At 43.1% G+C, this 21,939-nt stretch carries 17 protein-coding genes and 3 pseudogenes; 14 read left to right on the top strand and 6 right to left on the bottom strand.

From position 1 onward, the window contains the following. The first annotated feature begins 315 nt into the window (after nucleotides 1–315). The 3 genes from VB714_RS03765 to VB714_RS03755 are packed head-to-tail and all read left to right on the top strand — an operon-like array spanning nucleotide 316 to nucleotide 5,439. Nucleotides 316–2,241: a penicillin-binding protein 1A gene (locus tag VB714_RS03765; protein ID WP_323221325.1), complete on the top strand. Its 1,926-nt coding sequence runs from the start codon at nucleotides 316–318 to the stop codon at nucleotides 2,239–2,241. Between the two features lie 28 nt (nucleotides 2,242–2,269). Further along, nucleotides 2,270–4,408: a glycoside hydrolase family 10 protein gene (locus VB714_RS03760; protein WP_323221323.1), complete on the top strand. Its 2,139-nt coding sequence runs from the start codon at nucleotides 2,270–2,272 to the stop codon at nucleotides 4,406–4,408. Between the two features lie 56 nt (nucleotides 4,409–4,464). Next, nucleotides 4,465–5,439, top strand: a complete 975-nt coding sequence (locus VB714_RS03755; RefSeq protein ID WP_323221321.1) for a glycosyltransferase family 2 protein — start codon at nucleotides 4,465–4,467, stop codon at nucleotides 5,437–5,439. A gap of 47 nt (nucleotides 5,440–5,486) precedes the next feature. Here VB714_RS03755 and hisA read toward each other — a convergent pair whose 3' ends face one another. Both hisA and VB714_RS03745 read right to left on the bottom strand, forming a co-directional pair. Next, complete coding sequence (gene hisA / locus VB714_RS03750; protein ID WP_323221319.1) at nucleotides 5,487–6,260, bottom strand: 1-(5-phosphoribosyl)-5-[(5-phosphoribosylamino)methylideneamino]imidazole-4-carboxamide isomerase; 774 nt, start codon at nucleotides 6,258–6,260, stop codon at nucleotides 5,487–5,489. 67 nt (nucleotides 6,261–6,327) lie between these two features. After that, on the bottom strand, nucleotides 6,328–7,137 hold the full coding sequence (locus VB714_RS03745) for a carbon-nitrogen hydrolase family protein (RefSeq protein WP_323221317.1): 810 nt from the start codon (nucleotides 7,135–7,137) through the stop codon (nucleotides 6,328–6,330). Between the two features lie 267 nt (nucleotides 7,138–7,404). Between VB714_RS03745 and VB714_RS03740 the strand changes: the two genes are divergently transcribed. Both VB714_RS03740 and VB714_RS03735 read left to right on the top strand, forming a co-directional pair. Next, the gene (locus VB714_RS03740; RefSeq protein WP_323221315.1) at nucleotides 7,405–8,442 is read left to right on the top strand and encodes a diguanylate cyclase domain-containing protein; all 1,038 of its coding nucleotides are present in this window, start codon (nucleotides 7,405–7,407) and stop codon (nucleotides 8,440–8,442) included. A gap of 111 nt (nucleotides 8,443–8,553) precedes the next feature. Continuing rightward, on the top strand, nucleotides 8,554–10,044 hold the full coding sequence (locus tag VB714_RS03735) for an adenylate/guanylate cyclase domain-containing protein (RefSeq protein WP_323221313.1): 1,491 nt from the start codon (nucleotides 8,554–8,556) through the stop codon (nucleotides 10,042–10,044). 13 nt (nucleotides 10,045–10,057) lie between these two features. Here the strand turns inward: VB714_RS03735 and VB714_RS03730 are convergent, their stop codons facing one another. The 3 genes from VB714_RS03730 to VB714_RS03720 are packed head-to-tail and all read right to left on the bottom strand — an operon-like array spanning nucleotide 10,058 to nucleotide 11,806. Next, nucleotides 10,058–10,390: a hypothetical protein gene (locus VB714_RS03730; RefSeq protein WP_323221311.1), complete on the bottom strand. Its 333-nt coding sequence runs from the start codon at nucleotides 10,388–10,390 to the stop codon at nucleotides 10,058–10,060. Further along, entirely contained in the window at nucleotides 10,390–11,586 is a 1,197-nt protein-coding gene (locus VB714_RS03725; protein WP_323221309.1) for an AAA family ATPase, read from the bottom strand. The genes VB714_RS03730 and VB714_RS03725 overlap by 1 nt, the downstream gene beginning before the upstream one ends. Beyond that, nucleotides 11,558–11,806, bottom strand: a complete 249-nt coding sequence (locus tag VB714_RS03720; RefSeq protein ID WP_323221307.1) for an AAA family ATPase — start codon at nucleotides 11,804–11,806, stop codon at nucleotides 11,558–11,560. The genes VB714_RS03725 and VB714_RS03720 overlap by 29 nt, the downstream gene beginning before the upstream one ends. Before the next feature lie 186 nt (nucleotides 11,807–11,992). Between VB714_RS03720 and VB714_RS03715 the strand changes: the two genes are divergently transcribed. From VB714_RS03715 to cheB, 9 genes and pseudogenes are all read left to right on the top strand, one after another. Further along, complete coding sequence (locus tag VB714_RS03715) at nucleotides 11,993–12,343, top strand: hypothetical protein (protein ID WP_323221305.1); 351 nt, start codon at nucleotides 11,993–11,995, stop codon at nucleotides 12,341–12,343. A 67-nt stretch (nucleotides 12,344–12,410) separates the two neighbouring features. Next, on the top strand, nucleotides 12,411–13,901 hold the full coding sequence (locus tag VB714_RS03710) for a CheR family methyltransferase (protein WP_323221303.1): 1,491 nt from the start codon (nucleotides 12,411–12,413) through the stop codon (nucleotides 13,899–13,901). 9 nt (nucleotides 13,902–13,910) lie between these two features. Continuing rightward, nucleotides 13,911–14,978: a chemotaxis protein CheW gene (locus VB714_RS03705; protein ID WP_323221301.1), complete on the top strand. Its 1,068-nt coding sequence runs from the start codon at nucleotides 13,911–13,913 to the stop codon at nucleotides 14,976–14,978. 123 nt (nucleotides 14,979–15,101) lie between these two features. Further along, nucleotides 15,102–16,610: a methyl-accepting chemotaxis protein gene (locus VB714_RS03700; protein ID WP_323221299.1), complete on the top strand. Its 1,509-nt coding sequence runs from the start codon at nucleotides 15,102–15,104 to the stop codon at nucleotides 16,608–16,610. A gap of 25 nt (nucleotides 16,611–16,635) precedes the next feature. Further along, nucleotides 16,636–18,003, top strand: coding sequence for a methyl-accepting chemotaxis protein (locus tag VB714_RS03695; protein ID WP_323221297.1), 1,368 nt, complete (start codon nucleotides 16,636–16,638; stop codon nucleotides 18,001–18,003). A 51-nt stretch (nucleotides 18,004–18,054) separates the two neighbouring features. Beyond that, nucleotides 18,055–18,336 (top strand): annotated as a pseudogene (locus VB714_RS27305) (Hpt domain-containing protein); the annotation flags it as partial. A 200-nt stretch (nucleotides 18,337–18,536) separates the two neighbouring features. Beyond that, nucleotides 18,537–18,668, top strand: a pseudogene (locus VB714_RS27300) (hypothetical protein); the annotation flags it as partial. Between the two features lie 235 nt (nucleotides 18,669–18,903). Continuing rightward, on the top strand, nucleotides 18,904–20,448 hold the full coding sequence (locus VB714_RS27295; protein WP_416309597.1) for a response regulator: 1,545 nt from the start codon (nucleotides 18,904–18,906) through the stop codon (nucleotides 20,446–20,448). A 20-nt stretch (nucleotides 20,449–20,468) separates the two neighbouring features. Then, nucleotides 20,469–21,527 (top strand): chemotaxis-specific protein-glutamate methyltransferase CheB, encoded by a 1,059-nt coding sequence (gene cheB, locus VB714_RS03685; RefSeq protein WP_323221293.1) that lies wholly within the window; start codon nucleotides 20,469–20,471, stop codon nucleotides 21,525–21,527. Here the strand turns inward: cheB and VB714_RS27290 are convergent. Next, nucleotides 21,520–21,899, bottom strand: a pseudogene (locus tag VB714_RS27290) (DUF5615 family PIN-like protein). The gene cheB and the pseudogene VB714_RS27290 overlap by 8 nt on opposite strands. Nucleotides 21,900–21,939 lie beyond the last annotated feature (40 nt).

Here is a 21,939-nt window from a genome sequence, read left to right as displayed (position 1 = left end):
CCCTTAACCCGCGCCTTACTGGGATTTGTGGGTTTGTAGCGCGTGCTAGTGACCGATTCGGTGCGAGTTTAGACATTTGCTGATGCTTTACGCTGTGTGGTAAAATGAATTGTAACGAATTGTAACGAAACCTTTGATGGAAGTTTGATGGAAGAATGTTAAAGTTTCTAGAGGGGGAGATTGGCCAATGCGCTCTAAACTATTTCCTGTAAAATGTAGTTTTTATTTTTCCCAGTTCTCTTAGCTCCCTATTTTGCAAACATTTTTCACAGAATAGAGCATCGAACATTTTTAGAGTGAGGTAGTTGAATTATCGTGGCGACTGGTACCGTTCGACAAAAAAGCACAAAGAAAAGCGATCGCAAGCCCTTGGTCAAATTTGTCCTTGGGACGACCAAAGCTGCTGGGGGGACTATTCTGGGCATTACCATGCTCTCCAGTTCCCTTGTAGCAGGTGGATTGGTTGGACTGGCCATTAGTTTTCGCAATCTCCCTGACGTTCGCGTTCTGCGAAACTTCGTCCCGACAGAAACAAGCTATATCTATGATATCAAGGGCAAAATCCTCGATAGTCTACACGGAGAACACAATCGGGAAGTTGTCAAGCTGGACGAAATTTCCCCAAACCTCAAACGGGCGGTTTTAGCGATTGAGGATAGCCATTTTTATTTACACGATGGGATTAATCCCAATAGCATCGGACGCGCCTTACTAGTCAACTGGCGAAGCGGTGCAGTGGTAGAAGGAGGCTCTACCGTGACCATGCAGCTAGTCAAAAACTTATTTCTCTCCAGACAGCGCACCGTCAGCCGCAAACTGGCAGAAGCGGTTCTAGCGATTCGCGTCGAACAAATCTTTACCAAAGACCAAGTTTTAGAAATGTACCTCAATAATATTTATTGGGGTCATAACAGTTATGGCGCGGAAACCGCCGCTCAGAGTTACTTTGGGAAATCCGCTAAGGATTTGAATTTGGCAGAATCCGCCGTGATGGCTGGGTTGATCCAAGCGCCGGAGGATTATAGCCCTTTTATTGACTATAAAAAAACGAAGCAGAGGCAATATGCAGTGCTGCAACGGATGAAGGATTTGGGTTGGATTACAGCACAAGAAGTGGAAGAGGCTAAGAAAGCCAAACTGCTCATCAGTCAGCCCACAGCTTGGAAAAGTAGCGAACTGCCTTATATTACGGAGGCTGTGGTTGCCGAACTGCAAAAGCGTTTTGGAGAAGATGCCCTACTCAAAGGGGGAATGCGAGTGCAAACCACCGTAGACTATAACTTCCAAAAAATGGCGGAAGAAAATGTCGCCCAAGCGCACCAAAATTTAAAAAATCGCGGCTTATATGCGGATCAGGTGGCTTTAGTGGCGATCGATCCTCGCACTCATTATGTTAAGGCGATGGTGGGAGGGGTGAACTATAAGGAAAGTCAGTTTAACCGCGCCATTCAGTCCCTGCGTCAGCCAGGGTCGTCTTTTAAGCCTTTTGTTTATTACACGGCTTTTGCCAGTGGGAAATACACGCCCTATTCAAGTATTAATGATAGTCCGGTTAAATATCGCGATGGTTCTGCCTATTATGAACCGCAAAACTACGGTGGGAGTTTTTCCGGTTCCGTTAGTCTTCGCACGGCGATAATTCAATCTCTCAATGTTCCGGCGGTGAAGATCGGTCAAGCGGTAGGGATTGATAATGTGATTGAAGTTTGTCGCACTTTGGGTATTAGCAGTCCTCTCGATCCGGTGATTTCTTTGCCTTTGGGATCGATTGGCATTACGCCGATGGAAATGGCGGGGGCTTATGCCACTTTTGCTAGTAATGGCTGGCATTCCAAGCCGACGGTTATTGCACGGGTTACAGATAGTAGCGGTAATGTTCTCCTGGATAATACTCCTAAGCCTCGGTTGGTTCTCGATCCTTGGGCAACGGCTTCTTTAACGAGCGTGCTGAAAGGGGTTCTCGAGGGGGGAGGAACCGCACCAGGGGCGGCGATCGGTCGTCCGGCGGCGGGTAAGACGGGAACGACGACTTCGGAACGAGATGTCTGGTTTGTGGGCTATGTTCCGCAATTGTCTGTGTCTGTTTGGATTGGCAATGATAATTATCGACCTTTGGGAAAAGGTGTGACGGGAGGGGGCTATGCGGCTCCTATCTGGCGCGGTTTTATGCGGGAAGCCTTGAAAAATGAGCCGGTGAAGTATTTTCCTTCTCCTTCTAAGTTTCCTCGTCCGAAGGCTTAAGTTTAAATTAAATTATTGGTGCGGGTAAATGGCCAAGATTGAAACGACGGGAACGGTAGATGCAAGGGGAATGTTAACGGCGCAGGTGGAGGGGGTGCCGGCTGGGGAGTACGCGATCGCCCTAACTCCTCTGAATACTGCTCCGGCGATCGCCACTTTCAATTCTGCCAATACCTCTCAATTTCCTGATATTCAGGGACATTGGGCGCAGCCTTTTATTACCGCGCTGGCGAGTGCGAAGATCATTCTCGGCTTTCCCGATGGGACCTTTCGCCCCGACCAACCGGTTAACCGCGCTCAATTTGCCTCTTTAATCACCGGTTCATTCAATCTACCCCTTCAGCGCGATGCCATCAAATTTGGCGATTTATCTTTGGGATTTTGGGCCAATAATGCCATCCAAAAAGCCTATCAAATGGGATTTTTAACCGGATATCCCAATAAAACGTTTCGTCCTCATGTTGAGATTAGCAAGGCGCAAATTCTGACGGCTTTGGTGAATGGCTTGCAGATTAGTACTGCCAATTTACCTAAGATTGCCCTTGGGGATTATTATCAAGACGCGACAGAAATTCCCAATTACGCGATCGCCCCCATCACTACTGCTACAGCTACGGGAATGGTGGTCAATTATCCCGATCGCCAACAACTGCAACCTAATAAAGCCGCCACTCGCGCCGAAGTTGCGGCTTTGCTTTATCAGGCGATCGCCCAAACAGGGAAAATGCCGAAGATTGCTTCGGATTATCTGATTAACCCCCCCAGCACGCAAACCACCGCCACTCTCAGCCATCAGAGAGAATTTCGCGGTGCATGGATTACCTCCGTCTGGAACGTTAATTTTCCCTCCAAACAAGGACTTTCTGCCCAAGAACAACAACAGGAATTACGTGCTATTCTCGATCGCCTACAAAGTCTTAATTTTAACGCCGTAATTTTTCAAGTTCGTCCCGAAGGAGATGCCCTTTATTCTTCAGCGCGAGAACCTTGGAGTGTATGGCTAACGGGCATTCAAGGCAGACCCCCGGAACCCTTTTACGATCCCCTCGAATTCCTCGTTACGGAAGGACATCAGCGCAATATTGAGGTTCACGCTTGGTTTAATCCTTTCCGCGCCAAAACCAGTAAATCGGAAGCGAATAAGCCTCCTCATTTTGATGCCCTTCACCCGGAAGCTGTATATGGTTATGGCGACGATCGCTGGATGGATCCCGGTTTGGAAATCGTTCAGAATCAAACCTATGAGGTCATTCTCGATGTCGTCCGACGCTACAATATCGACGGGGTTCACATTGATGATTATTTTTATCCCTATCCCATCACGGGACAGGATTTTCCCGATCGCGTCACTTACGAGAGCTATCAACAAAGTGGCGGTACTCTCGATGTTGGTGCATGGCGCAGGGAAAATGTTAATAGGATAGTGAAACGGTTATCGGAAGGTATTCGCGCCACAAAACCTCAGCTTAAATTCGGCATTGCCCCTTTTGGTATTTATCAGCCTGGAAAACCTCCCGGTATTGCAGGATTAGACCAATTTAACGCCCTATATATGGACCCGATCAAGTGGTTATCAGAAGGGTGGGTAGATTATCTCTCTCCGCAATTGTATTGGAAAATCGAACAAACAAAGCAAAGTTATCCGGTTTTATTACAGTGGTGGGCAGAAAATAATCCTCAAAATGTGCATCTTTATATTGGCAATAATTTATCGCGGATCAGCACCGTTACCAGTAGTTCTCCTTGGTCGGTGGAAGAGTTTGAAAATCAAGTGAAAATTACACGAGAGTCAAAGAATAAAAATGTTTTAGGGAATATTTTCTATCATGTCAAACCTTTAATGGAAAATATGCAAAATGTCAATGAAGCCTTTAAGAATAGACTGTACGATCGCCCCGCATTAGTCCCCTCCCTATCCCGACACTTGGCGAAAAAACCTTCATCTCCTAAAGTTAGTATTAATGGCAATACGCTTTCTTGGCAACCCCAAGGAAATGCAGAAATTCGCGCTTGGAGTTTATACCGCTTGCAAGGGGAAATTTGGGAACTTGCCGCTATTTTTCCGGCTTCTATCCGCGCTACGGGGATCGCTGCAGGAAAATATGGATTATGTGCTGTGAGTTCTACGGCGGTAGAGAGTGAAGGCGCGATTGTTACATTAACTTAATATCTGCACAAATTCTCCCTTAATAAGATTAACCTTAAGATTATCTCATCTTTTCTATGTCTGGCTCTAGCGATCGCGTTGAGCTTTCCATTGTGATTCCTTGCTATAACGAGGAGGATAATCTTACTGTTCTCTTTCAGCGCTTGCAAGGGGTTTTGGAGGGTTTAAATTTAACCTATGAAATTATTTGTATTAATGATGGCAGTAAAGATAGTACCTTGAAAAAACTTATCTATTTTCATCATCAGAATCAAGCTATAAAAATTATTAATTTATCGCGCAATTTTGGTAAGGAAATTGCCTTGACAGCAGGCTTAGATTATGCTTGTGGAAATGCCATGATTCCCCTTGATGCCGATCTACAAGACCCACCAGAATTAATTACAAAGTTAGTGGAAAAATGGCGAGAGGGTTATGATGTCGTTTGTGCGACAAGGCGATCGCGACAGGGAGAAAGCTGGTTAAAAAAGTTCACATCAAGGGCATTCTATCAAACTTTAGGGAACATGAGTCCTGTTCCTATTCCTGAGAATACGGGAGATTTTCGCCTCCTCGATCGCCGGGTTGTGGAAGCGATTAAAAAAATGCCAGAAAGAACTCGCTTTATGAAGGGAATATTTGCTTGGGTGGGATATAAGCAAACATCGATCCTCTTCGATCGCGATCCTCGTTTCCAGGGAAAAACTACTTGGAATTATTGGAAGTTATGGAATTTTGCCCTTGATGGAATTACTTCTTTTAGTATGCTTCCTCTGAAGGTTTGGAGTTATTTAGGTTTATTTATTTCTCTCATTTCTTTACTATATGCGAGTTTTTTAGTCCTGCGGACTTTCATTCTGGGAATTGATGTTCCGGGATATGCTTCAATTATGGTTGCTATTTTGTTTTTTGGAGGCATTCAATTGATTACCTTGGGGGTTTTGGGGGAGTATTTGGGACGAGTTTATGAGGAAGTGAAAGGGAGACCTTTATATTTTGTGCGGGATGCTTATGGTTTTGAAAACATTGATTTTGAAAACATTGATGATTAAAGATTAGACCTAATTGGTCTTTAAGTAAGATGATAAGCGATAATCTTTTAACCCCAAGCAGAAGACCCCAAATCTGGCGGTACATCTTGCAATCTTCCCGGACCGATCGCCTCCACTGCTTCTGCTAAGGAAACATCTCCCGTATAGAGGGCGCGACCAATAATCACTCCTGTTACTCCCAAAGGTTCGAGAGAAAGTAAACTCAGTATATCTGTGAGAGAACTTACTCCCCCCGAGGCAATAATGGGAATAGTGACCGATCGCGCTAACTCTCGCAGTGCTGTGAAATTTGGTCCCGATAGAGTCCCATCTCGTTGAATATCGGTATAAATAATGGCTGCAACCCCCTGAGATTCCATACGTTGCGCTAAATCCGTTGCTTGCACTTGTGAAGTTTCTAGCCAACCTTTCGTGGCAACTTTGCCATTGCGGGCATCAATTCCCACTATAATTTGACCGGGAAATTCTTGGCATAACTCCCCCACTAAATCGGGATTTTCTACCGCAACTGTCCCCACGATCGCCTGTTTCACCCCCAAATCTAAAACCTGGCGGATTTTCTCCCCATCCCGCAGTCCCCCTCCCACTTGCACGGGAATGGACACCGCAGAAACAATGGCCGCGATCGCCTCTCCATTTACAGATTCTCCCTTTTTGGCTCCATCCAAATCTACCAAATGTAGCCGCGTCGCCCCTTCACTTTCCCAACGATGAGCCATCTCCACTGGGCGATCGCTGAAAATTTGCGAGCGATCGTAATCTCCTTGATACAGGCGCACGCAGCGACCTTCTAATAAGTCAATAGCCGGAATAACATCCATTGATAGTTGATAGTTGATAGTTGATAGTTGATAGTTGATAGTTGATAGTTGATAGTTGATAGTTAGGCTAGAAAACGCGATGGTTGAGAGAGGGCATTTGAGAACGGACGCGAGTGAGGCGACGGGGATCGATTTCGGCGATCGCAATTCCGGGTTTATTGCCAGCATCGGCCAAAACTGTCCCCCAAGGATCGACAATGAGGGCATGACCGTGGGTGTGTCGCGTGCCGTAATGATTGCCCGTTTGCGCTGGGGCGATCGCATAACAGGTATTCTCGATCGCCCGCGCTTGGATTAAGGTTTGCCAGTGATCTTTTCCGGTATAAGCCGTAAATGCCGCAGGAATAAACAAAACATCCGCCCCTTGCTTCGATAAATGGCGATAGAGTTCCGGAAAGCGCACATCGTAGCACACAGAAAGCCCTAAAGTTCCCAAAGTATCGGAATGATAAACGGGAGGTAATTCCATCCCAGCCATCACCGTACTCGACTCTTGATAAGTGTTCCCATCGGGTACATTCACATCAAAGAGATGCGCTTTGTAATAGCGAGCCAGTTCCTGACCATTGCGATCGATTAATAGGGCAGTATTATAAACCTTATTATCTGCGGCGGGAATCGGGAATCCTCCCCCTAAAATAACAATTTGAAACCGTTGGGCAATCGTTTTGAGAAACTTCTCGCTTTTTAGCGCGATCGCGTCTGCTTGTTGAATTTTTTCAACTTCCGGTCCCAAAAAGGAAAAATTTTCCGGCAAACAGACTAACTCCGCCCCTTGACGCACTGCCAGATCGATTAACTCTTCGGCTTCGGTTAAATTGCGATCGAGATCGGGTCTGCTCGTCATTTGTATCGCAGCAGCAAGATAAGATTTCATGAGGCGGTTCAATTAAGTCGAAAATTTGTCACGATATCGATCGTACCTTACAGGGAGATGGAGAACAAGAGGGAGAAGTAATCAAATTAAAATAACGTGGGGAAGCGATCGCAAGAATCTAGAGCGATCTCTCCACTCTGCCACAAAGCGCAGATCGGGAAGATCGGGAATTCCTTGGGCAGCTTGCCACATAATAATCATTACAACTCTTGGGTACTTTTACGCTTAAATCAGACAGGGGGAAATGTTACTGGAGGATTTCGGGGAATGGATGGGACAACCACCCTAAAGAAGGGAGATATCTTAATTGTGGATGATACGCCCAACAATCTACGACTTTTATCAACCCTGTTGCAAAACCACGATTATGAGGCGCGGAGCGTGCTGAGTGGGGAAATGGCCTTAAGAGCCGCCCGCTCTGCTGCACCGGATCTCATTCTCCTCGATATCAGTATGCCAGTTATGGATGGTTACGAAGTCTGTAGACAACTCAAAGCGGATACCAACACTCGAGAAGTACCCGTTATTTTTATTAGTGCTTTCAATGAAGCAATGGATAAAGTTCGCGCTTTTGAAGTCGGGGGAGTTGACTACATCACCAAACCTTTTCAGTGGGCTGAAGTCTTAGTGCGAGTAGAAAATCAATTAAAAATTCGTTCTTTGCAAACCCAGTTATTGGCACAAAATGCTCAGTTGCAACAAGAAATACAAGAACGTCTCAAAGTAGAATCTGCCTTGCAAGCTGCCAATCAAAAATTACAGAATCTCGCCAATTCCGATGGGTTAACTGGAGCCGCCAATCGTCGTCGCTTTGATGAATACTTGCAAATGCAGTGGGAGGAACTACAACAGCAATGCACTCCCCTTTCCCTAATTTTATGCGATGTGGACTATTTTAAACGCTATAACGATACTTACGGTCATTTAGCTGGAGACAGTTGCTTGCAGGCGATTGTACGCGGTATTGAAGAGGCGATCGCCCAGCCGGAACAAGAGCTTATTCCTAAGATGTTATTGGCGCGATATGGCGGGGAAGAATTTGCGATCGTGATTCCCCATGCCGATCGCGAATTGGCGTACAAAGTTGCCCGAGAAATTCATAAGGCGGTACAACAGTTGCACATTGCTCACGCTCACTCATCCATTGGAGCATGGGTGACGGTGAGTGTGGGGGTTGCCACGGCGATCCCCACTCCCTCTCTCGATCCCAAAGATTTGATCGCCCGTGCTGACGATGCTCTCTATGCAGCAAAAGCCCAAGGCCGCGATCGCGTTGTCGTCGATGAAACCCTCAAAAAAAACTGACCAAAGCGAAAAATTGCCACTAAACTTGGAGTGGTTAAACTGGCGTGCATTGCCCATTCCGAGCCTCTGCCTTAAGCGATCGGTGTTGTTCATTACTCATTGTTCATTGAAATGACGGATTCGGTTCCCAATCCTCAAAAGAGTCTTGAAACCTCTAGCGGCGATATCTTAGCTGTAGATGATGCTCCCAATAACCTCAGAATTTTATCGTCCCTTTTGAGTAAAAAAGGGTATAGGGTTCGCAGCGTAATTAGTGGTGAAATGGCTTTAAAGGCAGCACAATCAGCTCCTCCTGATTTGATTTTGCTGGATATTAATCTGCCTCGCATGGATGGTTATGAAGTTTGCCAAAAATTAAAAGATAATGAAATCACTCGCGATATTCCTGTTATTTTTATTAGTGCCTTAAGTGACGTTCTGGATAAGGTAAAAGCATTTGCGGTGGGTGGAGTGGACTATATTACCAAACCTTTTCAATTTGCTGAAGTTGTGGTGCGAGTGGAGAATCAATTGCGGTTGCGACGATTGCAAAAAGAATTGGAGTTGCAAAATACCCAGTTAGTGAAAGAAAACCGCGATCGCATTACCGCAGAAGCAGCACTACAAGGATCGGAGGCTGAATTAAGGGCATTATTTGCGGCGATGGACGATATTATTTTGGTCTTCGATCGCCAAGGAACCTGTTTGAAAATTGCCCCCACTAAGTCCGATCGCTCTCTCTTAGAGACACAACATTCAGGTAATTTAACGGTCAGGGATTTATTTCCCCCAGAACAAGCAGCACTACACCTACATCACATTCAAGAGGTATTGCAAACGCGCCAGACGGTTACGGCGGAGTATTATTTACCGATTAACTATAACAAGCGCTGGTTTTCAGCGAATGTTTCCCTCCTGTCTGAGGATACAGTCATTTGGGTGGCTCGGGACATTACGGCAAGCAAGGAAGCTGAATCTGCCTTACGAGAACAAAAAGCGCGATCGGAACAATTATTATTAAATATTCTCCCGGAACCGATCGCCAAACGCTTGCAGGCTGAAGAGAGTACCATTGCTGATAAGTTTGATGAGGTAACTGTATTATTTGCCGATTTGGTCAATTTTACGGAAATTTCCACGCAACTTTCTTCGATTGAATTGGTAGAGATTTTAAATGTTATTTTCTCGGATTTTGATTATTTAGCACAGCGTCACGGTTTGGAAAAAATCAAAACTATTGGTGATGCTTATATGGCAGTTGCGGGGTTGCCTTATCCGAAAAGCGACGGGGTAGAAGCGTCGGCAAATATGGCGTTAGATTTATTAAAAACTATTGATGAATTCAATGCAGGTACGGGTAAAAAATTCGCGTTGAGAGTGGGTTTGCACGTAGGTCCAGTTGTAGCAGGAGTGATTGGAGTCAGTAAGTTTATTTACGATCTTTGGGGGGATACAGTGAATATTGCCTCCCGTATGGAATCCCAAGGATTGCCTCATCAAATTCAAGTGACACGGGCAGTTTATGATGTTCTACACGAGTCTTATCTCTTGGAAGAACGAGAAGCAATTACAGTGAAAGGAAAAGGAGAAATGATAACTTATTGGTTGCGCGGGAAGAAATAAGTAATATTTTTCTTCATAAATCGACTCCGAGTAATTCAAAAATAGCTAGAGGATAGTCACTCCGAGCTTCTAGAGATTTCTTTATCCAAGAATTAATAAAAGAATAAAGTAATTTATCCTTTTTAACCCAGCTTATGCCACTTAATTCTTTTTGAATAAGATTATCAGCAGAATCCACAATAATTTTAATGTTTAAATTGCAATTATTTTTAGAGTTGAAGTCTTCCCATAATCGTTCGATTAAATATTTATCATCTTTTCCTTCAACAAGAATATGTTTATTGTTACCATTGATGATACTATTTTGTAAATAGAGTCTGTAACTTGGCGGATCGTATTTTGTCATTAAAACTCCTCATTCTCTTCATCAAGCATACTATCATTAATTATACTATCTGACGAGCAAGTTATTTTAGGAGAAAACATAATTACTTCATCTTCATAATCTGCTCCAATTACAGGGGAATGAGTACAAACAATAATTTGTCGTTGTCCAAGTTGTTCTGACATTGTTTGTAAAAGATGCCTTTGCCAAATAGGATTAAGAGAAATTTCTGGTTCATCAATTAGAACAACTTGTTGTTTACTCATGTGAGTTGCAGCATAAATTAAGGTGACAATTTGACGTTCGCCAGATGATAATGCACGACGGATACTGAGATGTTTTTCTTCTGGTTGTCCCGAATCAAACTTCATTCCCACTAACATTTTTCCTCTAAATCTAGGCTCTTTCAAACTTATTTCTATAGTTTTCTCCTCTAAAAATGAGTTTATAGAATTTAGGTATATCTCAATATTTTTGAAAGATTTTTCTTGAACAGCGACAACTTCTCTAAGTGCTTTTCGGTATATTTCTAGAACTTTCTCTGCAATTCTTTTTGATTTGTCATCTACTTGAAAGGATGACACGGAATTACGAAGTTGCGTTACATTAGGAACTGTTGTTATTGGGTAATCTTCAAGTTTTTTAACTAGAATATTAATGTCTTCAAGAATCATATCTGAACTTTCTTCTCCTAAAGATGAATTCTGCTCGGATGAATGAGGATTTTTAGATAATACTTCAAATATACGAGGCAGCAACTCTCCAAAATATTGTCTATCTGCACGCTCTATTTTGCTTAGTGCTTCTCCAATTTCTTGACTCAACTCAATTTCAATTTCAATGGGAGATGGATAGTTTAGAGTAGGTACAAATCGCCCAAACAGTTCGCGGGAAAAATTTGTAGTAGAATTCTGTATTTTTTGTTTATAAACCCTTGGATGAACTGTTCTATATTCTGTTCTATATTCTGCTGAAGTCCATGCTTCAATCATAGTCCTAAAAGCAGGAAAATAAGCAACTGGAAGGATAGGCTCAATATCATTATCATCATCATATATAAAAAATTTCCCTAACTTTCGATTTCTCTCAATATCTTGTTCTTTAGATATTTCATATTCCCGTATTTCATTCACAGAAAGTGTTTCTGTAATGGGTTTATCATTGATTATGACATCAATAAAACTATCTTTATCTAACTTTTTTTTTTGACAAAACAATATCTGTATCATCATCAAGTATAGCTTTTATTGTCTTAAATTCAGTAAAAGCAAACCGTTCATAGTCACCATTAAGTAAATTAGCAAGGATATGGAGTAATGTCGTTTTCCCCGTTCCATTTTTACCAAAAAGTACATTAACCCCTTCTTTAAATTCTTGATCGATATCAAAACGACCCAAAACACCTTCAGCTTTAATATGTTTGATATAATTAGGCATGGTTTTGTCATTAGATGATGTGTAATGATTCAAATAACAGATATTAGGGCATTGTAGCTCACTTTGTAAAAATTTTCCATGATACAAAACTTTATAATTCTTACCCATCAATGCTATATCTCTCAATCGAATGCAAAAATGCAACGATTTTTGCTAATGTGAGAAAGTTAAACAAACTAGCACAACATGAAATTTGCTCAATTGAGTCTGGCCTTAGTGGCTGGAATTACCCCGATCGCCTTCTCTTTGCCTCTTTTTGCCCAAACCCATCCCTATCCTGCAAACAGCCGCGCGACCTTTCTGTCAGGTTGTATTCTAGACCCAAATAATGCACCAGATTTTACCAATCGAGAAGCCGTTTCCGAGCGGGTAGAAGCCTGCGTTTGCCTATTAGACAAATTCCAGCAGAGCTATTCTAACGAACAGTTTACCGCATTATTTACAGCATTGGAACAAGGCGATGGCCAAGCCAGAAAAGAAATGGGAGATTTCTTTAGAAATAATGTTCCAAGCTGTGTCGCGCAAATCAATCGCTAAAATAAAAGTAATGCCCTAAATCTTAACGCATCTATAATTTTCTCTGTTGTCGATTAAAAGAAACTTTATGTCATCGAAACGAGAACTTAATCCCCTCCTGATCGAATCTTTTGTGCCATTGATCGCCAAACGAACGGGATTGGAAATACAAGAACGCGATCGCAAAACCCTTGGACAGGCGATTCAATCTAGAATGAAATCGCTGCATTTGTTGGCGGTTAATTCTTATTACGATCGCCTAACCACCGAACTACCCGAAGACTCGCAAGAATGGCAAAATCTGATCTGTTTATTGACCAACCCAGAAAGCTATTTTTTTCGCGATCGCGGTCAATTTTCTCTCCTCGAAAGATACATTCTCCCGCAACTGATCGAACGCCGTCAACAGACAAAAACCCTGCGTTTGTGGAGTGCGGGATGTTCGACGGGAGAAGAGTCCTATTCTTTGGCCATTGTACTCGATCGCTTACTACCGGATATCGATCGCTGGGACTTATTGATTTTGGGAACGGATATTAACCGAGAGATGTTACAAAGAGCAAGGGAAGGACTCTATGGAAATTGGTCTTTTCGGACTTCTGAGACAGCGCTACAAAAGCAATATTTTCAGACAACCGATCGCGGCTATCGTCTTCGCGATCGCCTTCGCCAGCGCGTGCGCTTTCAGTATTGTAATTTAACGAATTGTGCGGATTTCAGCGATAGCAAACCTGATTTTTTTGATTTAATTGTTTGTCGCAATGTCTTTATCTACTTTACTCAAAGCGCGATTGAAAAAACTCTGCAAACTTTTTCGCGATCGCTCTCCTCCGATGGCTATTTTCTCACGGGTCATGCGGAATTATACGGACAAAATTCAAGTTTATTTAAAAGCAAAATTTTTCCTGAATCTATTCTTTATCAAAAGAATATTCAAAGCACAGAACAAGACCCGCGATCGATTAATCGACAAGAACCATTTTTTCCCCTTTTTCAAACACCGATAGAGACTTCTAGACAACAAAAACATCGCAGTATCGCTATCCTTCCCTCTGATTCCCTCTATTATCCTGCCACGGTATCGCCTTCCCCTACAGTGGCCAATCAAACTCCAATTACCCCAGAAATACTGCTCCAAAACGCGGAAACTTTATTTTTGCAAAAAGAATTTACTGCGGCGATCGCCAATGCGGAAAAGGCTTTAAAATTAAAACCACAGAGTTTTGATGCGTTTTATCTCTTAGCACAAATTTATGCCAACTCTGGAAAATATCAACAAGCCATTCAATGTTGCCAACAAGCCCTGAAAATCAATGTTTTTTCTGTTAAAATTTATTACTTACTTGCTCAAATTTCCCGAGAATACGGTAGTCCCAGCGAAGAAAAGCAATACTATAAAAAAATTCTTTATCTCGAACCCCACTCCATTTCAGCTTACCGCGAACTGGCTTACCTTTATGAAAGAGAAGGCGATCGCGATCGCGCTCAAAAAATGTATCGTACTGCATTAGATTTGGAAAACCAGACGGGTAAATCATCATTACCCCCTCCCTCAGCCCAAAAACCTCCTATCGTTTAATTACCAATAATGCAAACATACCTAACATTTTATTTGGGTCAATCCATCTATGGTATTGAAACATCTGCCGTTGAAGAAGTCTTTTTTCTTCCTGAAGTGACCCCAATTCTTGAGGCTCCTCGCGAAATTGTTGGCTTGATTAATTTACGAGGAGAAATTCTTCCGATTGTTGATATTTATTTGCGCTTTGGCTATCATCCCCTCGCCTATTCATTAACTGATAGTATTATTGTTATTCGGTATCGCACGAGACGCATCGGTATTATTGTCAATCAAGTTCGCGAAGTCAAAACTTTTCCCATTACAGATATCTCTAAAAATTTAGGATATAACAGAGAAGAAGAAGAAAAAGAGATATCCTTGCAAAAAGGGATCGCACGAACCGAAGACAATATTGTTGTTTTACTGAATCCAGAATCTTTAACCTTGACCGCTAAAAAAAATGGCGATCGCGATTCAGAAAACCTACTCAATATCAATATCAATGAATTAGAAGAATTAAAACGAGAATCCGAACAGGAATTACAAGAACTTCGCCTATTTTTACCGAATATAAGTCCAGAAGAAAGGGCAGTTTTGCAAGAACGCTCTCTCGCTTTAATGTCCCAGAATGAATTACTTGATACTCATCACTTTATTCCTTTAGCCATTATTAGTTTAGGGACAGAAATCTTTGGCATCGATCTAAAAATTGTCCGTGAATTTACTGATGTCTTGAAAATAACACCCATTCCTTGTTGTCCATCTCATATTGTCGGAAATATTAATTTACGTGGAGAAATCATTACATTAATTGATATTTGTGGTTTATTAGCACTACCCTGGAGCAAACAATCATCTCAAACAAAAGTAGTTATTGTCGATCTTGAAAGTTTAGTCATTGGTATGATTATCGATGAAGTATTTGACGTTCTTTTGCTTGACCCTGCGAAAATATCTTCCATTCCTACTGCTATTCACTCTGTTAAAGATGAATATTTGCAAGGTGCAACAACTTATCGCGAAAAAATGCTCGGACTGTTAGATTTAGCAAAAATTTTAACTTCTGGAGGATTAATTGTTGATGAAGCAATTTGAGAATTGTAAATTTTTTCCCAAGTTTGATGATTTGAGAATAATCTTTCCGGAAACAGCGAATAGAATGGAGTACGCAAAAGAAGCCTTACAAAGGCGATCGCACTAGGAGAAACCCAAAAAACAATGGCTGCACCCGAAAATATGGCTTCCTTTAATCTCGATAGTACGCGAGACTTGCAAAAACAAACAGGATTTAAACTCCGACACTGGATTATCGTCGGTTATTCTGTCCCTATTATTCTCTCTATTATTTCAGGTGTCGCAGTTTTTGTGACTGTTCGTATTCTCAACCAAGAAGCGGGACACGTCAGCGAAAAAATAGGTATTAGTGCCAAAATTGGCGATCTAGCATTCCACACCCAAACTCTGTCAAGAGCAACGCGAGGATATTTACTACAAAAAAATTCAGTGTCCTTGCAATCTTATCAAGAAGCTAGAAATAATATCCAAAGTTTATCCATCGAATTGAACGATCTCATTATAGATCGACAACAAAAAGAAACTTTCGCTCAAATTTCCCAAGCGATCGATCGCCTACGAGAAACAAACCAAGAACTCATTGATATTGTCGATCGCGGACAAACCGAACAAGCCATTCAGCGTTGGCAAACTAACCAAGCAGGAGATCGAGTAGAAGAACTACTTGCTTTGTTAGAAGTGTTTAGAACCCGCGAGCAAGAGATACTTAATAAGAGTGAAAATCACGTCCAGAATACTCTTAATAACTTAACCATTGTTGCTATCATGTCAGTATTTCTATCTCTTCTCCTGACTGTTATATTAGGGTGGTGGGTTATTACCCGTGCCACGCAAAAAATGAATTATACTGTTAGCACTTTGGCAACATCCTCCAGTCAAATTGCCACAACAGTTGAAGAACAAGAGCGTACAGCCAGCTCACAAGCTGCCTCAGTGAACGAAACCACAACCACAATGGACGAACTGGGGGCATCGTCTCGCCAATCTGCCGAACAAGCTGAAGCTGCTGCTAATGCTGCCCAACAAGCCCTGAGTTTAGCTGATGCTGGGACCCAAGCGGTCGCACAAACCTTAGAAGGAATGAATTCTCTCAAAGATAAGGTGGGGGCGATCGCCTTACAAATCTTACGTTTAAGCGAACAAACCACAGAAATTGGCAGTATTTCTCAACTGGTTTCGGATTTGGCCAATCAAACCAATATGTTAGCGCTCAATGCGGCTGTAGAAGCGGTGCGGGCAGGAGAACACGGTAAGGGCTTTTCCGTCGTGGCTACGGAAATTCGCAAACTGGCCGATCGCAGCAAACAATCCGCTCAAAAAATCAATGACTTAGTGAGTGAGATTCAACGCGCTATCAACTCTACGGTTATGGTAACAGATGAGGGAACAAAAACAGTAGAAAACAATGTCACCATCGCCCGAGAAACGGCAACTTCTTTTTCTGGGGTTGCCAATGCAGTTAATAATGTTGTCTTAAATAACCAACAGATTTCTCTCAATATCAAACAACAAGCCGCCGCCATTCAACAAGTTGTCCAAGCCATGAATGCAATCAATCAAGCCGCTCAAGAAAGTGCTACCGGTATCGGTCAAACCAAATTGGGAACGCGGAAATTAAACGAAGCTACACAAATTTTAAAAGAGATGATTTAATGAATAATTCGGTAATGGGGAAATCATGAAAAGTAAGCGAATTATCCATCAACTCTACTTATTAATCATCGTTCTGTTCCTTTTTGCCCTTTTTAATCTGGCCGCGATTTACACTGCCATCGATCGCACCACTGCTGACGGAAGAATGATTAATTTTGCGGGCATTGTCCGAGGAAAAAGTCAGCGAATTATTAAATTAGAGTTAGTTCAACAGCCCGCAGACTCGCAAATTAGTGAAGTCGAACAAATTGTTCGCGGCTTAGTTAACGGCTCAAAAACCCTAGGACTCCCTGCTGCTCAAAACCCCACTTTCCAGGCTCAAATAGTTGCAATGGAGGGAGGATGGAAGCGATTATCCCTAGAGATTCAGCGCTGGCGATCGCAATCAATTCAAGGCGATCGCCTTTTGCAAGAGAGCGAAACATTTTGGGAATTGGCCAATGCGGCGGTTTTTGCCGCAGAAACTTTAGCCAAAGAGAATATCAACTTTTCTAAAAAGGTTGCTATTGTTATTTTTATTGCCAACTTTATTTTATTGGTCATTATTGCGCTAACGATCCGTAAAATTGTTCTTAACTTACAACAAACCGTTCGCGTTCTTGCTTCCTCTTCCAATCAAATTGCGATTACCCTTGAAGAAAACGAGCGCACGATTAATCAACAAGCCGAGACGGTAAATAATACCAATATGGCTTTAGCAGAGTTGGAAATTTCTGCTCAAACGACTGCCCAACAAGCCAAGCATTCAAGCGATCGCGCTGCCGATGTTTTTCAACTCGTTCAAGCAGGACGAGAAACGGCAGACAAAACCCTATCAGAAATGTCAATATTACAAGCGTGGGTGGAGGCGATCGCAACGCAAATGCAACAGTTAAACCAACAAATTACTCGCATTGCCACCATTTCACAAATGGTGAAAGAATTGGCGGCTCAAACCAATTCTCTCGCCCTTAATGCAGCTATTGAAGCCATCCGCGCAGAAGCCTACGGTGCGGAGTTTGCCGTCATTGCTAAAGAAATTCGCCAATTAGCCGATCGCAGCAAGCAATCTGGGGAGCAAATTAATGATTTAGTTAAGGACATTCAAAAGGCGATCGATCTGGCTGTTCAAGCGACGATATCGGGAAAAGAAACAGTTTGGGAAAGTAGCAAAAAAGTGCAGATCGATCGCGATCGCTTCCAACCCATGACCGAAGCGATCGCCGAAGTTGCTGAAAATAGTCGGCAAATCTCCCAAATTGTCAGCGACCAAGTTAAGACGATCTCGCAAGCTGTGCGCGAAATGAACGCTCTCGATCGCGGCACCCAAGAAAATGCGATCGGCATTGGACAAACAAAAATAGCCATTCAATACCTTCAGGATATTTCCTTAATGTTAAAAGCAATGGTTTAAATATTGGCATCTTTTTTAATTTTCCCTGTTGTTAAAATTCCTGAAAAAATTATGTTTATTGAAGACGATGAACTCCGCAATTTATATAAAACTGCCAGTGAGGAACACTTGCAAAAACTCGAGGCAGGATTGCTTATTCTGGAAAAACAGCCCGAGGATCTGTCCCCTTTAGAAGAATTACTGCGAGAGGCACACAGTCTCAAAGGAGACTCGCGAATGCTGGGGGTAACAGAGGTAGAAAGTCTCATCCATCAAATCGAACATATTCTCGGACAAATTCAACAGCAACAACAAACCATGACTCCCGATCTCAGCGATCGCCTTTATCGGGGATTAGATGCGATCGGCAATCTCGTCCAAGAGGCTGTCACGGGCAATTCTAGTGGTGTTAAGACTTTTCAAGTTTTAGCGATGCTGATGGGGGCAAAGGAAGAGGCAATAGGCAATAGGGAAGAGGCAATAGGGGATGAGGCAACAGGCAATAGGGAACAGGCAACAGAGGAAGAGGCAATAGAGGAAGAGGTAATAGGGGAAGAGGTAATAGGGGAAGAGGGAATAGGGGAAGAGGTAATAGGGGAAGAGGCAACAGGCAACAGGGAAGAGGCAATAGGGGAAGAGGTAATAGGGGAAGAGGAGATAGAAAAAATTCCGCCTTCATCCTTTAGCCCTCATCCTGCCTCGGACACCCCTTATCGCATCGATACTATTCGCGTTAATACCCGTCACCTTGACGATCTCGTGACTCAAACCGGGGAACTTAGCGTCACTCGTATCAGAATTGCTAGTATTGCCGACGGGATCGAAGAATTGCGATCGCTTTGGGAAGAATGGCAGCGTCATAATTCTCTCACATCACAACGAGATTTTCCCCTTGGGGGAGGCTCCCTCATTGCCCCCGCAATGAACCTTGATGCTGCAAATCAGAATAAAGCCCAACATCTGACCGAGGCGATCGAAATTCTCCTCGATCGCCTCTCCTCCTCCACTCGAGAACATTCTTCTCGCCTTGACTCCATCTCAACCCATTTAGAAAATCGCGTTCGTACTTTGCGCCTTCTACCCCTTTCTAATCTCTTTAATCTCTTTCCTCGTCTGGTGCGAGACTTAGCGCGATCGCAGCAAAAAAATATTGAACTGGCGATCGCAGGAGGAGAAACCAACGCCGATAAGCGCATCCTCGAAGACATGAAAGACCCTCTCATTCATCTTCTTCGTAATGCCATCGACCACGGCATTGAGACTCCCGAAGAACGAGAAAAAGTAGGTAAGCCCCCCACAGCAAATCTTCGCATTACCGGCTCTCAAACTGCCAGTCAGATTATCATCACCATTAGCGACGATGGACGGGGACTCGATGCCGATCGCATTAAACGCACCGCGATCGCCAAAGGACTCTATCGAGAAGAAGACCTCGACAACTGGACGCGATCGCAACTCTACAATCTCATCTTTCTGCCTGGATTTTCCACCCGCACCGATGTGACAGCAGTTTCTGGACGAGGAGTAGGTTTAGATGTTGTCCGTACCAATGTTGAGAAACTAAAAGGCAGCATTGAGGTGAATTCTACCCCCGGACAAGGGACCACCTTTTCTTTGCGTTTAGGCATCACTCTCGCCACCGCAAGCGTCCTCCTGGTTAAAGTTTGCGACATTATCCATGCCATTCCCCTCGAAGCCGTGAAAACAACTTTTTTTGTTGCCTCTCAAGATATTTTTACCCTCGAAGGACGCGAAACCATTGCTTTAGAGGGACAAGCCACTTCCATTGCTCATTTAGCGACTTTACTCGAACTCGAAGGGGGGACTTCTTCCCTTGAGAATTCTTTAGGTACCCCCTGTATTTTGCTCGAAATCGGAGACAATCGTTTGGGGCTATTAGTGAACGAGCTTTTAGATACCCAAGAAGTCGTTCTCAAACCCCAAAGCCAACTCTTAAAACGAGTACGAAATGTATCTGGGGCAACGATTTTGGGCAATGGAGAAGTTTGTACGATTCTCAATCCAGGGGATTTATTGCGATCGGTGCAACAAGGCCGCATTTCTCCCACTGTATCCAACAGCGCGATCGCCACAATCAAGAAAAAACCCGCCATTCTCCTCGCGGAAGATTCCATCACCATTCGCACCCAAGAAAAGCGTATTTTAGAAGGGGCGGGATATGAAGTAACAACGGCTGTAGATGGGTTAGACGGATTGAATAAACTACGCAACGGTCATTTTGATGCGGTTATCTCGGACGTGCAAATGCCCAATCTCGATGGTTTACAATTGGCTGCCCGCATTCGCCAAAATCCCGATTATAATGAATTACCGATTATTTTAGTGACCTCTCTTGCTTCTGATGAAGATAAGAAAAGAGGAGTAGAAGCTGGAGCAAATGCCTATATTCCTAAAGGGTCTTTCAATCGCGATATACTCCTAGATACTTTAAAAAGATTGGTTTAAAAAATTAGTAAGAAAAACGCTTGAAAATCAAAGTTCTTATTGTTGAAGATTCTCCCATTGCTCTCGTTATCCTCAAACGCATTCTTAATTCTGCTCACGATATTGAAGTAGTGGGGACGGCGGGGACGGGTTTGGAGGCATTATCATTAATTGCCCAAACTCAGCCGGATGTCATCTGTACGGATCTGCATATGCCAAAAATGAATGGTTTGGAATTAACTAAGGAGATATTGGCAACCGATCCCCGTCCGATTTTGGCGGTGAGTTCTTCTGTGGGAGAGAACGATCGCCACAATGTTTTTGAGTTATTAGAAGCGGGGGCTTTAGATGTTTTTCCTAAACCGCAAGCGGCTAATATTGAGGATTATGAAGCAGTTAAACAGGCTTTAATCGCAAAAATTCGCATTCTTGCTGGGGTGAAAGTTTTTCGCAAAATCAAAAAAAAAGTTCCTCGATCTTCTTCTTTACCTTCACCTTCATTTCCTCCTTTTCCTTCTCCTCCCGTCTCTTCCTTTGGCTCTAGAATCAAATTGATCGCGATCGGTTCGTCTACTGGAGGTCCCCAAGCGCTGAAAACAATTTTTTCGGCTTTACCTGCATCTTTTCCTATTCCTATTGTTTGCGTACAGCACATCACCCAGGGATTTTTACAAGGCTTATTGGAGTGGTTAGGGAATCATTGTCAATTAACGCTACGGGTTGCCAATATGGGGGAAATGCCTCAAGGAGGAACAATTTATTTTCCGCCAGAAGGCTTACATTTAGAATTAGATAAAGCGGGACGTTTTCATTATTCTTCGCGATCGCATGGTGGTCATCGCCCTTCTGTTGATGTTTTGTTTGAGTCAACTATACGCTATTATCGCGCGTCGGTGTTGGGGGTTTTACTAACGGGAATGGGGCGAGATGGGGCGGAAGGAATGCAGGCGATCGCCAATGCGGGAGGACATACTATTGCTCAAAATGAAGCCAGTTGCATCGTGTTTGGGATGCCGAAGGAGGCGATCGCGCTGGGGGGTGCCAAACAGGTTTTAGGGTTGGAGGCGATCGCCCCTGCGATTTTAAGTCGAGTTAGATAAAAGTAGACTTAGAGGACAAGGGAATATGAGTAATTAGATTTTGGTAATCGCTGGGTTTTCCCGCTTGGGCAATAAAGACTAAATTGTTGAGAATCTCTCCAATAGTGAATTTTGGACGCAATACGAAGATACCAGGAATCTGATGATTTTGTGCTAAATGTTCCTTGAGATGAACGGGCATAGAACGCCGATTATTGGTAACGAGAATATAGTTATTTTGTTCGCACCAGAGCAAGATTTCAGGGTCGAGAGTTCCTTCAGGAGGAACATTAGGATCGCCAATTTTTAAATTCTCAATTCTGGGAGATATCGCTTTAATTGTTCTTGATATAGAGGAGATAGATTTTCATCAATTAGATATTCAATAGTCATGATATCTTCTCCCGTTCTGCTTTGAGTTTTTGGAGATGAA

It is taken from the genome of Spirulina sp. 06S082, assembly GCF_034932145.1.
GTDB lineage: Bacteria > Cyanobacteriota > Cyanobacteriia > Cyanobacteriales > Spirulinaceae > CCY15215.
The sequence above is the reverse complement of the archived record's forward strand: the minus strand, read 5'-3'. Positions and strand labels throughout refer to the sequence as shown.

Bases quoted from the DNA above. Each gene is read 5' to 3' on its own strand.
- VB714_RS03760 (WP_323221323.1), top strand. From the start codon at position 2,270: ATGGCCAAGATTGAAACGACGGGAACGGTAGATGCAAGGGGAATGTTA.
- VB714_RS03755 (WP_323221321.1), top strand. From the start codon at position 4,465: ATGTCTGGCTCTAGCGATCGCGTTGAGCTTTCCATTGTGATTCCTTGC.
- hisA (WP_323221319.1), bottom strand. From the start codon at position 6,260: ATGGATGTTATTCCGGCTATTGACTTATTAGAAGGTCGCTGCGTGCGC.
- VB714_RS03745 (WP_323221317.1), bottom strand. From the start codon at position 7,137: ATGAAATCTTATCTTGCTGCTGCGATACAAATGACGAGCAGACCCGAT.
- VB714_RS03740 (WP_323221315.1), top strand. From the start codon at position 7,405: ATGGATGGGACAACCACCCTAAAGAAGGGAGATATCTTAATTGTGGAT.
- VB714_RS03735 (WP_323221313.1), top strand. From the start codon at position 8,554: ATGACGGATTCGGTTCCCAATCCTCAAAAGAGTCTTGAAACCTCTAGC.
- VB714_RS03730 (WP_323221311.1), bottom strand. From the start codon at position 10,390: ATGACAAAATACGATCCGCCAAGTTACAGACTCTATTTACAAAATAGT.
- VB714_RS03720 (WP_323221307.1), bottom strand. From the start codon at position 11,806: ATGCCTAATTATATCAAACATATTAAAGCTGAAGGTGTTTTGGGTCGT.
- VB714_RS03715 (WP_323221305.1), top strand. From the start codon at position 11,993: ATGAAATTTGCTCAATTGAGTCTGGCCTTAGTGGCTGGAATTACCCCG.
- VB714_RS03710 (WP_323221303.1), top strand. From the start codon at position 12,411: ATGTCATCGAAACGAGAACTTAATCCCCTCCTGATCGAATCTTTTGTG.
- VB714_RS03705 (WP_323221301.1), top strand. From the start codon at position 13,911: ATGCAAACATACCTAACATTTTATTTGGGTCAATCCATCTATGGTATT.
- VB714_RS03700 (WP_323221299.1), top strand. From the start codon at position 15,102: ATGGCTGCACCCGAAAATATGGCTTCCTTTAATCTCGATAGTACGCGA.
- VB714_RS03695 (WP_323221297.1), top strand. From the start codon at position 16,636: ATGAAAAGTAAGCGAATTATCCATCAACTCTACTTATTAATCATCGTT.
- VB714_RS27295 (WP_416309597.1), top strand. From the start codon at position 18,904: ATGAACCTTGATGCTGCAAATCAGAATAAAGCCCAACATCTGACCGAG.